We start from the raw sequence: 14,199 nt of genomic DNA, 5'->3' as shown, positions 1-14,199 counted from the left end.
ACGAAAACCGTCGCGCACCTCTAAAGGCAGGCAGCGCTTGCCGGCTCCCCGTGAGCCGCAACCGGTTCAAAAGAAAGTTATCGTGCGATAGGTCGAACTGCATATTTCCATTAAAAGGAAAACTGTGCCACTTCTCCACGGACATTCTCCTTTTTGAATCTAAGACCGAAACAAACCTGTAAATATATTTCATTAATTACCAAAATAGTAATTGGACCATAATTTCAACTTTTCATGTCAGGTTGTTTGCATGGCTAGTGCATCTCTGTCCGTTACATTTTGCAAACCTCCATTTTTCCGCAGATAACGTCTCTGGAGTCCTTTAGCCTCCAGATTTCTCTTCTCCTCCTCTCTACCTTCGCTTCCTATAATTCCGTTTAGAAAGGCGCGAGCTGGATCAGCTCGCGCCTAAATTGTTCTTTATCTTTTCACACACTTTAGTGCGTGTTCAAAAAGGCCGGTTTTCAGCACCGAAGCGCATGCTTCCGAAGTGCGTTTTTTCAAAACGCTTTAGGTTGGATGAAGCCAGGGACGTCAGGAGCGGAGCGTACGTTTTGGGTACGTGAGCAACTGAAATGTTTCCGGAGGAAACATGCTTCGGAAGCATATGCCCCACCCGGCTGAATTCAAGATTCGATGCCGAGTTACTTCTTGATTTGCTTCGTGATCAAAAGCGGACTTTTCGAACTACCACTTTTCACAGCAAATCGGCCGCCACTTGCGCCAGCTTGGAACGTTCCCCCTTTTCCAGCGTGATATGACCGCTGATCCCCTGATCCCTGAAGCGTTCCACGAGACCTGTCAGACCGTTGCTGGAAAAGTCGAGGTAGGGATGGTCGATTTGCTCAGGATCTCCCATGAGTACGATTTTGCTGCCTTCCCCAACCCGGGACACAATCGTTTTCACCTCATGGCGCGTCAGGTTTTGCGCCTCATCCACGATAATAAACTGCCCGGGGATGGAGCGCCCGCGGATATAGGTCAGCGCCTCTACCTGGATACTGCCGAGCCCCATCAATATTTTCTCGATATCTCCCGATTTTTTCGTATCGAACAGGAATTCCAGGTTATCGTAAATCGGCTGCATCCAGGGGCGCAGCTTTTCTTCCTTTTCCCCGGGCAAAAATCCGATGTCCTTCCCCATCGGCACGACGGGGCGGGCGATCAGCAGCTTTTTGTATTTGTGTTCATCCTCCACTTTAAGCAGGCCGGCGGCCAGGGCCAACAGCGTTTTGCCGGTTCCCGCCTTGCCGGTGATCGTCACCAGCGGAATATCGTCGTTCAGCAGAAGCTCCAGCGCCATCCGTTGCTGCGCGTTGCGGGCGTTGATTCCCCATACCGGCTCATTGCTTAAATACAGCGGCTCAAGCCGGCTGGCATCTTCGTTCAGTTTCAGCAGGGCGGATTTTCCGCTGCCCATCTCATCTTTTAAAATAACAAACTCGTGCGGATAAAGGGAATAATGGAGTCCCAGCAGTTTGACCGGCAAGGAACGATAGGTGTAAAACTCATCGATGAGCGAAGGATGGACTTTAACGGTGGAATATCCCCCGTACAAATCGCTAGGCCCGACCGTACGGTCCGATAAATAATCCTGGGCGGTCAGCCCGAGCACATCCGCTTTGATGCGGACGAGCACGTCCTTGCTGACCAGCACGACCGGCCGCGGATCGGGCAGCTCCTTTTGTTCCAAATGGTAGTTGAGCGCCACGGCCAAAATCCGGTTATCGTTCGTTACCTCGCCGAACATCTCCTGAACTTTGATGAAGCTGCGATGGTTTAACTCCACCTTGATCCTGCCGCCCCCTTCGAGCGGAACCCCGTCGTACAGGTGGCCCGTTTCGCGCAATCCATCGAGCAGCCGCGAGACGCCCCGGGCGTTGCGGCCCAATTCATCGGCGTTGCGTTTCTTCGTATCGATCTCCTCCAGCACGACGGCCGGTATGACCACATCATGTTCATCGAAGGCAAAAATCGCATTTGGATCGTGCAGCAATACATTGGTATCCAATACAAAGATTTTTTTCATCTTTATCCCCTCCACCGCGGTCATTGCAGCCTTATGTCTTCATACATATTTTTTTCCGCCCCGGGAAATCTATATTGTGATGACTTATCGTCGAATCAAGAGATCATTTCCGAAAGGACGGATCCAACATGCGAATATGGCTGTGTTTGTTATTGACGGCTACCCTGCTTACGAGCTGCGGAACTGTTAATAAGAAGGCATCACCCTCTCCACAAAATCAAACAGGCACCGTTCCCCGGACGCAAAGCGTAAGCCCGAACGCAAATCCGGATATGGCGAACGTAGGGAAGATGTCAGATCGGGATAGACAAGTTTATTTGGAACAGCTGGTAAAAAGAGTGCCTGGCGTCAAAGGCGCGCATTGCGTTGTTATGGGCAAAACCGCCGTTGTCGGCATCGATGTCGACAGCCGGCTGGAACGCGCCCGCGTAGGAAGCATCAAATATACAGTGGCTGAAGCTCTTCGTAAAGATCCCCATGGGGCAGGCGCCATCGTTACGGCCGATATGGACTTGAACCAGCGCCTCGCGGAAATCGGTAAAAAAATCCGCCAAGGCCATCCTGTAGCCGGTGTGGCCACCGAACTCGCCGATATCATCGGACGGATCGTTCCGCAGATGCCGAGCGACACCCGGCCGCAAACGGGAGAAAACCCAACGCGGATGAATTTGGCCCCGGGCGATCAGAGCAGGCAAATCCCGCCAAAAACCCGCTAAGTTTGTCCCAATAAGGAAAAAAAGCCTGGCGAACAAGTCGCTAGGCTTTTTTCATCGCGGCAAACACTTGGCTGTCCAGCATGTCTGCGGCACGCTGGTCGTATACTTTGGCATAAACCGGAGCAGAAACCAATTGTGCCCCGTAAAACAAGGCGTTGCGCACCGCATCAATATGCACATCGAAACAGCACATCTTGAACGGAACTCCCTCTAAAGGGTCCTTCACAACAGTTGCCCGGCCATTAATGGCATAAATCGTTTCTTTGCCGAACACCGAAACCGTAACTCTGGGGTTGGTCTTAATATTGCCGACGAGTCTCGAGCGATGATCCAGAGCCAGCCGCAGCGTGGCGTGGTTAACGGCGTAAACCCATGAGATGGCGCTGGACGTCGGCCCCCCGGATTCCCGATCCACCGTATTCAGCAGTACAAATGTTTCGGACTGGAGAGTGTCGAAAAGCGAATCGGACAATTGGGTGACGATCTCTGACATAATTACCAGCCCTCCTGCACATAACCCTTCAAGGGATTGAACTTAGGGAACTTCAGTCATCCTGTATGTTAATTGTATTATAGCATGAGGCAAAACTTGCATTCAATCGTTTAATGACCCGTCCGCCGCTTCCGCGGCATTCTCCTCCTGAGCCGGCTGCTTCGTCCCGGCAAGCTCATCCTTCAAGGCTTGTTTGGCCGCATCAAGCTCATCCTGATGCAAATAGACGAAAGGGCTTTTCCAATCCCCGGTAACCGGCATGAAATCCACGTTTTCCTTGGAAATGTTCCAATAGGCGGAAATCAGATTTTTCACTTGCTCCGATTCCAAGTCCGTCTCCAGGTTTTTGCCGACGGATTGGATCACATTGCCCGCTCCCAAAACCCCGTTAAGCGACTTGGCTTGATCGATCAAAGCGTGAAGCACTTCGTTCTGGCGCCGGTTGCGGTCAAAATCGTCGGAGCCTTTCGTTCTCGGGCTGCAGTTGGACTTCCGGTACCGGACATATCCGAGGGCATCTTCCCCGTTCAGGTGCTGTGCCCCCTTCTTCAAGTTGATATCCGTACCGTCGGCTCTGTCCCGGTAACACATGTTGGCATCGACATTGACATCCACGCCGCCCAAAGCGTCAACGATATCGCGAAAACCTTGGAAGTTGATCACCGTGACGTAATCGATCGAAGTATCGAAAAACTTGCTCATCATCGTCTTCATTTCCTGTTCGGCCGGAGTGCCGCTTTTTTTCTCCGCCACCAGGAAGTTCGGGTAAAATGCGTTGATTTTGTTCGTTTTATAGCCGTCCATTTCAAGCTTGGTATCGCGGGGCAACGACACGATCGTAGCGGATTTGGTGTTCGGATTCATCGCAACCACCATCATCACGTCGCTGAGATGCGTCCCGGTTTCCGGACGGTAATCCGTCCCGAGCAGCAGCATCGTAAGCGGCTTGACCTTGGCCGATTTCTCCGGAGCCACCTTTCCCGATGTGCCCGTTGCATCGATCACCTGATCGGTCGTGTAGATCAAATATCCCGCATATAACCCCGCGCCGATGATCGCAACGATCATGACCGTCAGCAGGGTTTTGAAAAATGTCCTGATCCCGCTCGACTTTTTCTTCTTATTTACCGCTTTTTTCGTGGACCGGCTTTGGGTTTGCTTTCTGGGAGGCAAACCGCTGCGATTGGAACTCATGCAATCAAACACCTTATTTCTGTGATATTAAGCCGCATCTAAAAGACGAATTGCATCGCTGAAAAGTTACCGGTTTATTTCCCGGAAAATTATGCCGACTTGTCGCCCGAGGCCGGGTCCGCCCCATCTTTTTTCTTTTGCCGACCTTCGACAAAATAACGGATGCGCACCATCAGCATCAGCGCAACGGCAACCAGAAGGCACTGGATAATCGGCAGCTTATCGATTTGAAAAATAAGCAGCAGGAAAGAACCTATCGCCATAAGCAGGTACAGAATCGCTTCCTTCCATAGCGGAAGCTTTTGCTGCGCGCGAAATACCTTGTTGTACACGAAAATGATCAGCACCAAAATCAGCAGATACGAAATGACCGGATGTTGCGCAAACCAGGCTTGCAATTGGGCGTCCTCCTTTAAAAGGATACTGCAAGTACCTTTTTATTATAAATTAGCTTCTGACATTTTGCGATGTTTTTCGGCCCGTTCGCGTTCGCTTTTGTTCAAAATCTTTTTGCGCAGGCGGACCGATTTCGGCGTAATCTCACAGTACTCATCATCATTCAAATACTCCAGCGCCTGTTCCAGCGAAAACAGCCGCGGCGTTTTCATCTTCACCGTCTCGTCTTTCGTCGCCGACCGGACGTTGGTAAGCTGCTTTTCTTTGCAGATGTTCACGACGATGTCGTTATCGCGCGTATGTTCGCCGACGATCATGCCCTCGTAAATTTCGGTGCCCGGTTCGACGAACAGAATCCCGCGATCCTCGATGGACAAAATACCGTACAGCGTTGAGACGCCGTTTTCGCTCGAAACGAGCACGCCTTCATGGCGTCCGCCAACCTGACCGCCCGCATAAGGACCATAGCTGTCAAAAGCATGGTTCATAACGCCGTAGCCGCGGGTCAAGGTCAGGAAATGCGTCCGGTACCCGATGAGTCCGCGGGCCGGGATCAAGAACTCAAGCCGCACCTGGCCGCTTCCGTTGTTGATCATGTTCACCATTTCGGCTTTGCGGGAGCCGAGGCTCTCCATTACCGCGCCCATGCTTTCTTCTGGAACGTCGATCAGCAGGCGTTCGATCGGCTCCATCTTCACGCCATCGATCTCGCGGACGATGACCTCCGGTTTGGATACTTGGAGCTCGTAGCCTTCGCGGCGCATATTTTCAATCAGGATGCCGAGGTGCAGCTCGCCGCGTCCCGACACGACAAACGCATCCGGGCTGTCGGTCTCGTCCACCCGCAGCGATACGTCCGTCTCGAGTTCCTTGAAGAGGCGTTCGCGCAGCTTGCGGGAGGTGACCCATTTACCTTCGCGGCCGGCAAACGGACTGTTGTTGACGAGAAACGTCATTTGCAGCGTAGGCTCGTCAATTTTCAGGACAGGCAGCGCCTCGGGCTGGTTCGGGTCGGCGATCGTTTCGCCGATGTTAATGTCCTTGATTCCCGCCACGGCGACAATGTCGCCGGCGCCGGCTTCCTCGATCTCCACGCGGCGAAGGCCTTGGAACCCGAACAGCTTCTCGATGCGGGCCGCTTTTTTGCCGCCGTCGCGCGTCATGACGGCCACGGGCTGCCCCTGGCGGATGACGCCGCGGTTGACGCGCCCGATCGCGATCCGGCCCAAGTATTCGTTATAGTCCATCAGCGTTACGAGGAATTGCAGCGGCTCTTCAACGTTTTCGGTCGGCGCCGGAATGTGCTCGATAATCGTCTCGTACAGGGCCAGCATATTGTCGTCCTGTTTTTCCGGATCAAGGCTGGATGTTCCGTTCAGAGCGGACGCGTACACCACCGGGAAATCCAGCTGTTCGTCGCTAGCCTCCAATTCAATAAACAGGTCCAGAACCTCATCGATGACTTCGGCCGGGCGCGCGGCCGGACGGTCGATTTTGTTGACGACGACGATCGGCGTCAAGTGATGCTCCAGCGCCTTGCGCAACACGAATTTCGTCTGCGGCATGCAGCCTTCGTAAGCGTCGACGACGAGCAGCACCCCATCAACCATCTTCATGATCCGTTCCACCTCGCCGCCGAAATCGGCGTGCCCCGGGGTATCCACGATGTTGATCAAATAATCTTTGTACGTGATGGCCGTATTTTTGGCCAAAATCGTGATGCCGCGTTCGCGTTCCAGGTCGTTGGAGTCCATTGCTCGCTCCTGAACGGCTTCGTGTTCCCGGAAAATACCGGATTGCTGCAGCAGCTTGTCGACTAACGTCGTTTTGCCATGGTCTACGTGTGCAATAATCGCAATGTTGCGGATTTGACTTCTATCATGCATAGGTTTATCTCCATATCCTTTCGTCTCTTTATTTCTGTCACAAAACAAAGCGCCGGACAAAATGCCGACGCTTGACATATCGTTTATATTATACGCGAAATTGCGCAGAATTCAAGAACTTGCACCATCACCAGATGCTCCGGTTTTTCCCGCGGCCTCGCGCCACGATAAGCCAAATCCCGCCGATAATGAGCAGGATGGCCAACACATAAATCAGCGACAGCGAAAATAATGTCCATCCCAGCAGGATGACAGAAATCGCGCCGATGATCAACGCGGCGATGAACATGCCGTTCTGGCGGCGCGGCGAAAAATAGTCATATTCGAACAAACCAACGGCGATCCCCAGGAAAAACAGCGGCCAGGTGTATTTCAGCGTATCCCACCCGCCGATGATGCCGATGAAGAAAACGATGCTGTATACGACCAAAATCGCCCCGGGCAAAAGAAGTTCGGAAGGTCCCTTTCTCCAGAAATGCCACAGGTGCAGCAAAATTCCGGGAATCAGCAGAAGAAGCGGCCAAAACGCCCTTCCGAGAAAGCCGAAAAAGCCCAGTTTCCCCAGGAGGATGACGATCCCGGCAGCCAGAATCAAAATCCCCGTCATCAGCTTGTTGTTGTTGGACATATCCATCACACACCTTCCAGAAGACAATGAGGGACAGGCCGCAGCAAATTACGACATCCCTGTTCTCTTCCAGTTTAGCTGAAAAGCGGGCAAAAAACCACTCCTCCCCCTGCGGTCCGAAAAATGATTTTCCAGACCTTCCGAAAAACGGACCGTTCCCCTGGCTCCAGGCTATTCAGCCGCGTCCGGCCTTAGATTTCTTCATCCAGCCGAACATAATAACGAGCACGGCAAACGCCGCAGGCACGGCATGGGCTATGTTCGGCAAGGCCGCCGACAGCGCCGGGCCCAGCTGCGGATCCTGCAGAAACATGTCGCCGGCCGTATAACCGAGGATACCTGCCCCCGCATAGGTCAGGATCGGCAGGCGCTGCAGCCAATCGGCAATCAGATTGCTGCCCCAGACGACAATCGGAATGCTGATGGCGATGCCGATCACGAGAATGGACAGGTCGCCTTTCGCAAGCGCGGCAATGGCCAGGACATTGTCCAGGCTCATCACGAAATCCGCGGCCAGAATCGTCTGCACCGCTTTCCACATCGACGCCGCCCCGGCTACGCGGGAATCTTCCTCGTGCGCCGGAAGCAGCAGCTTGAAGGCGATTCCCGCGAGAAGAAGTCCCCCCGCGGCATGAATAAAAGGAATCTTCAACAAAATGACGGCGATCCAGGTTAGCGCGCAACGGAGCACAACCGCTCCTAGGGCGCCCCACCACACCGCCTGTTTGCGCTGATGCAGCGGCAGGCTTTTGCTGGCCATCGCGATGACCACCGCGTTATCGCCGCTCAGCACCAGATTTATAATCAAAATTTCCGACAATAAAATCAAATGATCCACGCTCTTCCCTCCCCCTTACAACTTGTATGAGGAAATGAGCCAAGCTATGCCATTTTGAAAAATCATCTCCGGACAAGTGAACCCTTTGGGAGCATTAATACGTATTTACGTTTATAAGGAAGTGACCATAATGGATTTATTTAGTGCGGCTTTTTTTCTATCCCTGGTCAATATCATATTTATTGATCTGATTTTGGCAGGAGACAACGCCATCGTCATCGGAATGGCCGCGAGAAAGCTTCCCCGCTCCGTTCAGAAGAAGGCGATTATTTACGGAACTGCCGGCGCTGTCATTCTGCGGATTGCGGCGACCTTAATCGTCGTTTGGCTGCTTGGTATTCCATGGCTGCTGGCTGCCGGCGGACTGATGCTGATTTTTATCGCCTACAAAGTTCTGGCCGATGAAGGCGACCACGACAGCATCGAAGCGAAGGATAAGCTGTGGCCGGCCGTGCGGACGATCGTCATCGCCGATGCCGCCATGGGCCTGGACAATGTGATTGCGGTCGCCGGCGCTTCCCAACGGCATATGGTTCTTGTCGTCATCGGTCTTATGATCAGCGTGCCGATCGTTGTATGGGGAAGCACGCTGTTCATCAAGCTGCTGGAGAAGTTTCCGTGGATCGCCTATCTTGGGGCCGCTGTGCTCGCTTACACCGCGGGCCATATGATCACGGAGGAACCGCATTTTCTTGCCTTCTTTGCGGACAACCCCATCCTGCGATACGGGCTGATCGCGGTCGTGATTTGCGGCGTGCTGCTGGCCGGCTTCCTGAAGAAGAGACGCCAACAGAAAGAAAGGGACAACGCCCGCACCCATCCGGCAATTCGCTAAGAAGCAGGGGCAACAAATGCAGAAGCGCGAGCATTAAGGGTTAAACCCTTTTGCCCGCGCTTTTTATTGTGGCTTCCACTTTTCGATCACCTAACGGACCGTAACGACCTTATTTGCTCATTTCCCGGCTATTTCCCAAGCTAACGGACCGGGGAGACGTTATTCGGCTCCAATTGAGGCAATTATCAGGATTTTAGAGGAAATAGCGTTCCCTCAGTCCGTTACAATTTTACAATCCCCGTTTTGAGCCATTTAGCGTCGGTGGAGTCCGTTAGCAGCATAGGCTATGGTTAGCTGCCCAAATTTTCCGTATGTCCAGCTCCGCAACCGGACCGGTACCCGGCCGGATAGTCAAAACTCAAAACCACTTGCTCTGCACGACTTCCTCTTCCGCCGACGAGTTACGTTTGATTTCACGTCCCGGCCGGATCAGAATCGTCTCCGTCTCCTCGACGGCCCACTCGATCTGCTGCGGCAAATCCGGCAGCGAACGCTCGATATTTTCCAGTATCCGCAAATTCGGATTGGTCGAAGGCGATTTGGGCACAAACAGCGTGCAGCAGTCCTCGTAAGGCAAAATCGACAAATCGTATGTTCCGATCTGCTGCGCCAAAGAAATAATGTCCAGCTTATCGCTCATGACCAGCGGACGAAGCAGCGGCAGGTCGGTCGCCCGCCCGATCGCGTTCATGCTGGGCAAGGTTTGGCTCGCCACCTGACCGAGGCTGTCCCCCGTCACCAGCGCCAAAGCGCCGCTGCGCTCGGCCAGCTGGGTGGCGATGCGGAGCATCGCTCTCCGCATCAGGGTGATGATCAGATTATCCTGCCCCGTTTGCGCCAAAGACGTCTGAATGTCCGTAAACGGCACGAGATGCAGTTTAATTTCCCCGGCATATTTGGACAACACGGCAGCCAGATCGATCACCTTTTGCTCCGCCTTTTTGCTCGTGAACGGATAGCTGTGGAAATGCACGCATTCGATTTCAAGCCCCCGCCGCATCGCGGACCAGCCGGCCACCGGGCTGTCGATTCCGCCGGATAGCAGCAGCATCGCTTTGCCGTTTGTGCCCCGCGGGAACCCTCCAGGGCCGGGAATGACCTCGGAGAACAAATAGGTTCCCTGCTCGCGAATTTCCACGCGCAGTTCGAGCTCGGGCCGGTGCACGTCCACTTTCAACTGCGGACACGCATTCAGGACCGGCTTGCTGACCAGGTGGTTCATCTCCTGGGAGGAATGAGGAAACGCCTTCCACACGCGCCGGGCATGCACCTTAAACGTCGTTCCCTCTTTGACGGACGCCTCTTTCATGAAAGATACGGCCGTGGCCACAATGTCTTCCAGCTTGGAGGCGGCCACCTTGACCGGGCTGATCGAAGTTAAGCCGAACACATTTTTCAGCTCCTCGATGATCGCCTGAGCGGGCTCGCCGTTCAGCACGATGTAAATCCGCCCGAACTCCCGCCGGATTTCCGTTCGCGGGTAGGCGCGAAGCAACGTCTTTACATGCTTGAGCGCTACATGTTCAAAGCGGGGACGGTTCCGCCCCTTAACCGTAATTTCTCCGAAACGAAGCAGCAACATATCGTACAGCAACATAAACGTATTCTCTCCTATCGTAAACTTTGCAGCCGCTGCACCGATTTCTTCAACGCGGCGAGCAAAGCGTCAATATCCTGTTCAACGTGTTCTTCCCCCAGGCTGATCCGAATGCCGGACGCTGCCGCTTTCGGGCTTTTTCCCATGGCGAGGAGAACGCGGCTCGGTTCGCTTCGTCTGGAAGAGCAAGCCGAACGGGTGGACACGAAAACCCCCTCTTCCTCCAGCATATGGAGGAGCGCCTCCGCTTTCGTTCCCGGGTACGAAAAATGAACGATATGCGGCGCCGAAACCGCCGGCGTATTGATCAAAAGCTCGGGCAACGCTATCAGCCCTCGAAGCAGGCGATCCTTCAGCCCTCCCAGTTTGGCGGCCCGGCCAGATTGCCCCTCGCGCGCGAGACGCATTGCTTTGGCGAAGGCGACGATATAAGGAATGTTTTCCGTGCCGGAGCGCAGGCCGCCTTCCTGGCCGCCGCCCGCCAGCAGCGGAGACAGCTTCAACCCTTCGCGGACGTACAGCAGGCCAACCCCTTTGGGCCCCCTTAGTTTATGCGCGGACAAGCTGTATAAATCAATTCCGGAGCCATCAAGCGCAAGTGAAAGCTTCCCGAATCCCTGCACCCCGTCCACATGGAACAAAACCCGCGGCGCCTTTTCCTTGAGCATCGTGCCGATTTCCGCAACCGGCTGAACGGTCCCGGTTTCATTATTGACGTGCATGACCGAAACGAGCACGGTGTCTTGGCGAAGCGCCGAGTATACCTGTTCCGGGGATACCAGACCGTCCGTGTCAACCGGCAGATAGGTAACCTCCCAGCCCCAGGACTCAAGCTGCTTGCAGCATTCGTAGACGGACGGATGTTCGGTTTCCGTCGTGATCAGATGTTTTCCCCGGTTCGTATACTGTAGGGCCGCTCCTTTAATCGCCGTATTGTTGCTCTCCGTAGCCCCGCCTGTAAAAACAATCTCCCGGGGTTTCACCGATAGCGCCGCCGCGCAAACCTCACGGGCTTTGTCCAGCAGCTTACCGCTTTCTTCGCCGAGCCGGTGCAGGGAAGACGGGTTCCCGTAATGACGGCCCATCACTTCGGCCACTGTTTCGGTCACTTCCTTATAGGGGGGCGTTGTAGCCGCGTGGTCGAAATAAATCATCAATTCACCTTCATTCCAAAAAAGACCAAAAGAAAAAACGCCGAAATTCGAAAAGGATTCGGAGCGTTTTTTCTTTACAATCTCTAAATTTTTATTAGGTCATCAGACTTCGTATTTGGTTTGCGCCGTCAAAATTTTGCGGATATAATTTTGCGTTTCCTGCGGAAGCATATGCAGCTTCTCCATCAACTGCTCGTCGTTGCTGATCCCCAGTCTTTGCAAACGCCCCGGGCCGGCATTATAGGCCGCAAGCGCCGTTTTCAGCTCCCCGCCGAAGCGGCTTAACTGATTGGACAAATACCGGGTGCCGCCATCGATATTTTGCGCCGGATCAAACGGATCGCTGATTCCGAGCCCGCGGGCCGTTCCGTCCATCAGCTGCATCAGCCCTTTGGCCCCCGCGGATGAAACCGCCATGGGATTAAAGGACGACTCCGTATCGATAACCGCTTTGATCAGGCTTTCCGGAACACCGTAGGTTCGGCTGGCCCGGGCGATCAAAGCTTCGATATTATCATCTCCGGCTTTAATCGGCACCGCTGAAGTGTGGACGGGTTCCATGGGGGTCGCGTCCGCATAGTCCATGTTCACCGTCGACGGCGAAAGCATGGCAAGCACCTCCGATAGATCCAAACCGCTTGCCGGCAGGTATCCCGGCAAAGACGAAGCTGCCATCTCCCCCTGCTCCGCCGACATCATTTCCTGAAGCAGAATATCAAACAACGAGCCATCGGTATCGACGGCCGTGCGCCCCACCGAAGTTCCCTGCAGATCCAGGCCGTTCATCGTCTGCAGCTGAATGAGCTGTCCCAAAGTGCGCGGATCAATTTGCATGCGTGTTACTCCTCTTTCCGTGTACAAGTTCGATGCCTATATTTTACACGTAAACGGCGTCAATAACCACCACTTTTTTGCGAAAAAAGGCGAAAACGAAAAAGGCCAACGTCCGGGGAAGCGACGTCAGCCAGCCGTTAACAGCTAAAAACAAGGGGAAACGGCGGTAATTAACGAGTAAACGGCATGAGTACAAAATAACTAAGCGTCGACACGATCCCTAGCCCGATTCCCCATGCTCCGGATGTTTTATTGCCTTGGCTGTAAGCGTAAAAACCCATCACAGCAGCGAGCGGGCCCAAAATAATCGACCACAGGAAAAGCGAGGCGATCCCCAAACCAACGCCGACATAACCAACCGTTCGTCCGGCCGTATTTACGTCCGAATCGGCGTCTTCAACCCGGTTCACATCGCGGACTTCTCCATCCGCATCCGCATGGCGTTCGCGAACCGCGTTTCCGCTGAATGTTCCCGCCGGCGTTACTTCCGCAGCATATTCCTCACGGTGGTCCTTACGCGGATAGTCGATCCGGTTTTGCTTTTCGGTTGACGGCAGATCCGTTTTGTCTTCTTCTTTTATGGAATCAGTCATCAATAAGCACCTCCGCTAGTAGGTTATATTTCCGGTTAAGACGATTTCGCTTTAAACGTGTGACAGCAGGTGGCCGAGGACGACGCTGCTGTATCCTGATGCTCCGTATCGAACGTTTCGCCGGCAAATTCCGCTTTATAATGCTTATCCGCGTGCTGGTCGATATCGATCATGATCACATCGGCGTTGCATACGTTTTTTTCTCCCCAATACGTGCAGTTGGAGACGCTGCATTTCACCAAGGGTTTATCCCCGTTTGGCATATTGATCACCTCGGTTAACATTTTTCCCGCAGCGGCAAACAGCTATACAGATCACGAACTGACAAATCGGGGGAAAAATAAAAAAAGATGCCTGTATCGGCATCCAGTTATCTAATCGGTGAATCCGGTTTATTTGGAATGGGTCCGGTTCAAGCGGAGCTGAGTCAAATAATCGCTTTCATAATAGGCCAGATCATCGCGCAGTTCCTCAAACGCCCGGGTGATATCGAGCACGACGTCGCGCGCCGGACGGGACGGCTTCTTGCGGAAGCGAATGGCGTCTTGCCCCGTATATGCATATCTTCCGTCCTCGGAGTAGCTTTCGTTTTTAGGATAGAAGAAGTTATTCACACAGTCGTGGTACACATGATACAGCGCTTTTTCGGCCGATTCCTCATCAAAGGTGCCGCGGCGCAGCACGATTCCCAGCTTCTCATAGCAATTTTCGCAATAAACGAGCAAATGCCGCAGGTCTGACAGCAATCCCTTGTAAAATAAACCGCTGTCTTCGTTCTGGCCTTCCATAAGCTGCGGCAGCGAATAATGGTTCAGAAACGTCTCGACCCGGCCGGACGCGTTCTTCAGCTGTTCTCTGGCAGTTTCGCAAAGTTGCCTGATGTTATTGGCTTGTGGCATGCAAACAATTCTCCTTCACCTGTAATGATCGTACAGTCATTAACGCCCTTATCGTATCACAATTTGACCAAATCCGGTATCCCTCAAGAATAAAAACAGGCAGTTCA

The 14,199-nt window shown here is 53.5% G+C and carries 15 protein-coding genes; 2 read left to right on the top strand and 13 right to left on the bottom strand.

Features of this window, described 5'->3' with window-relative positions:
• Positions 1-697: 697 nt before the first annotated feature.
• On the bottom strand, positions 698-2,029 hold the full coding sequence (locus ACLD72_RS13070) for a PhoH family protein (RefSeq protein WP_411002068.1): 1,332 nt from the start codon (positions 2,027-2,029) through the stop codon (positions 698-700).
• A 128-nt stretch (positions 2,030-2,157) separates the two neighbouring features.
• Here ACLD72_RS13070 and ACLD72_RS13065 point away from each other — a divergent pair, with 128 nt between their 5' ends.
• Positions 2,158-2,745: a YhcN/YlaJ family sporulation lipoprotein gene (locus ACLD72_RS13065; protein ID WP_411002069.1), complete on the top strand. Its 588-nt coding sequence runs from the start codon at positions 2,158-2,160 to the stop codon at positions 2,743-2,745.
• A 40-nt stretch (positions 2,746-2,785) separates the two neighbouring features.
• On the opposite strand, the gene ACLD72_RS13060 is transcribed toward ACLD72_RS13065, so the two are convergent.
• The 6 genes from ACLD72_RS13060 to ACLD72_RS13035 form a co-directional block, all read right to left on the bottom strand.
• The gene (locus ACLD72_RS13060; protein WP_411002070.1) at positions 2,786-3,238 is read right to left on the bottom strand and encodes a pyridoxamine 5'-phosphate oxidase family protein; all 453 of its coding nucleotides are present in this window, start codon (positions 3,236-3,238) and stop codon (positions 2,786-2,788) included.
• Between the two features lie 102 nt (positions 3,239-3,340).
• Complete coding sequence (locus tag ACLD72_RS13055; protein ID WP_411002071.1) at positions 3,341-4,432, bottom strand: LCP family protein; 1,092 nt, start codon at positions 4,430-4,432, stop codon at positions 3,341-3,343.
• A gap of 89 nt (positions 4,433-4,521) precedes the next feature.
• The gene (locus ACLD72_RS13050; RefSeq protein ID WP_411002072.1) at positions 4,522-4,830 is read right to left on the bottom strand and encodes a YlaH-like family protein; all 309 of its coding nucleotides are present in this window, start codon (positions 4,828-4,830) and stop codon (positions 4,522-4,524) included.
• A gap of 42 nt (positions 4,831-4,872) precedes the next feature.
• A complete protein-coding gene (gene typA, locus ACLD72_RS13045) occupies positions 4,873-6,714 on the bottom strand; it encodes a translational GTPase TypA (protein ID WP_411002148.1) in 1,842 nt (613 codons plus the stop codon).
• A 127-nt stretch (positions 6,715-6,841) separates the two neighbouring features.
• Positions 6,842-7,342 carry a hypothetical protein gene (locus ACLD72_RS13040; RefSeq protein ID WP_458475801.1) on the bottom strand — a complete coding sequence of 167 codons (501 nt, stop codon included), beginning with the start codon at positions 7,340-7,342 and terminating at the stop codon, positions 6,842-6,844.
• A gap of 175 nt (positions 7,343-7,517) precedes the next feature.
• Entirely contained in the window at positions 7,518-8,180 is a 663-nt protein-coding gene (locus ACLD72_RS13035; protein ID WP_411002074.1) for a TerC family protein, read from the bottom strand.
• Positions 8,181-8,310: 130 nt separating this feature from the next.
• Here ACLD72_RS13035 and ACLD72_RS13030 point away from each other — a divergent pair, with 130 nt between their 5' ends.
• A complete protein-coding gene (locus tag ACLD72_RS13030) occupies positions 8,311-9,015 on the top strand; it encodes a TerC family protein (RefSeq protein ID WP_411002149.1) in 705 nt (234 codons plus the stop codon).
• Between the two features lie 358 nt (positions 9,016-9,373).
• On the opposite strand, the gene thiI is transcribed toward ACLD72_RS13030, so the two are convergent.
• The 6 genes from thiI to ACLD72_RS13000 all read right to left on the bottom strand — a co-directional run bounded on the left by thiI (position 9,374) and on the right by ACLD72_RS13000 (position 14,092).
• Entirely contained in the window at positions 9,374-10,609 is a 1,236-nt protein-coding gene (gene thiI / locus ACLD72_RS13025; protein WP_411002150.1) for a tRNA uracil 4-sulfurtransferase ThiI, read from the bottom strand.
• A gap of 17 nt (positions 10,610-10,626) precedes the next feature.
• Positions 10,627-11,766, bottom strand: a complete 1,140-nt coding sequence (locus ACLD72_RS13020; RefSeq protein ID WP_411002075.1) for a cysteine desulfurase family protein — start codon at positions 11,764-11,766, stop codon at positions 10,627-10,629.
• 102 nt (positions 11,767-11,868) lie between these two features.
• The gene (locus ACLD72_RS13015) at positions 11,869-12,600 is read right to left on the bottom strand and encodes a lytic transglycosylase domain-containing protein (protein ID WP_411002151.1); all 732 of its coding nucleotides are present in this window, start codon (positions 12,598-12,600) and stop codon (positions 11,869-11,871) included.
• Positions 12,601-12,770: 170 nt separating this feature from the next.
• Positions 12,771-13,193, bottom strand: coding sequence for a hypothetical protein (locus ACLD72_RS13010; protein ID WP_251587053.1), 423 nt, complete (start codon positions 13,191-13,193; stop codon positions 12,771-12,773).
• Between the two features lie 35 nt (positions 13,194-13,228).
• A complete protein-coding gene (locus ACLD72_RS13005; protein WP_411002076.1) occupies positions 13,229-13,456 on the bottom strand; it encodes a DUF1540 domain-containing protein in 228 nt (75 codons plus the stop codon).
• Positions 13,457-13,585: 129 nt separating this feature from the next.
• A complete protein-coding gene (locus ACLD72_RS13000; protein WP_411002077.1) occupies positions 13,586-14,092 on the bottom strand; it encodes a YpuI family protein in 507 nt (168 codons plus the stop codon).
• Positions 14,093-14,199: the final 107 nt, after the last annotated feature.

The sequence above is a fragment of the Paenibacillus lacisediminis genome, from assembly GCF_046567315.2.
The sequence above is the reverse complement of the archived record's forward strand: the minus strand, read 5'-3'. Positions and strand labels throughout refer to the sequence as shown.

What these genes read in the sequence shown, in the direction of transcription:
- ACLD72_RS13070 (WP_411002068.1), bottom strand. Translation starts at nt 2,029, where the DNA reads ATGAAAAAAATCTTTGTATTGGATACCAATGTATTGCTGCACGATCCA.
- ACLD72_RS13065 (WP_411002069.1), top strand. Translation starts at nt 2,158, where the DNA reads ATGCGAATATGGCTGTGTTTGTTATTGACGGCTACCCTGCTTACGAGC.
- ACLD72_RS13060 (WP_411002070.1), bottom strand. Translation starts at nt 3,238, where the DNA reads ATGTCAGAGATCGTCACCCAATTGTCCGATTCGCTTTTCGACACTCTC.
- ACLD72_RS13055 (WP_411002071.1), bottom strand. Translation starts at nt 4,432, where the DNA reads ATGAGTTCCAATCGCAGCGGTTTGCCTCCCAGAAAGCAAACCCAAAGC.
- typA (WP_411002148.1), bottom strand. Translation starts at nt 6,714, where the DNA reads ATGCATGATAGAAGTCAAATCCGCAACATTGCGATTATTGCACACGTA.
- ACLD72_RS13040 (WP_458475801.1), bottom strand. Translation starts at nt 7,342, where the DNA reads ATGTCCAACAACAACAAGCTGATGACGGGGATTTTGATTCTGGCTGCC.
- ACLD72_RS13030 (WP_411002149.1), top strand. Translation starts at nt 8,311, where the DNA reads ATGGATTTATTTAGTGCGGCTTTTTTTCTATCCCTGGTCAATATCATA.
- ACLD72_RS13020 (WP_411002075.1), bottom strand. Translation starts at nt 11,766, where the DNA reads ATGATTTATTTCGACCACGCGGCTACAACGCCCCCCTATAAGGAAGTG.
- ACLD72_RS13015 (WP_411002151.1), bottom strand. Translation starts at nt 12,600, where the DNA reads ATGCAAATTGATCCGCGCACTTTGGGACAGCTCATTCAGCTGCAGACG.
- ACLD72_RS13010 (WP_251587053.1), bottom strand. Translation starts at nt 13,193, where the DNA reads ATGACTGATTCCATAAAAGAAGAAGACAAAACGGATCTGCCGTCAACC.
- ACLD72_RS13005 (WP_411002076.1), bottom strand. Translation starts at nt 13,456, where the DNA reads ATGCCAAACGGGGATAAACCCTTGGTGAAATGCAGCGTCTCCAACTGC.
- ACLD72_RS13000 (WP_411002077.1), bottom strand. Translation starts at nt 14,092, where the DNA reads ATGCCACAAGCCAATAACATCAGGCAACTTTGCGAAACTGCCAGAGAA.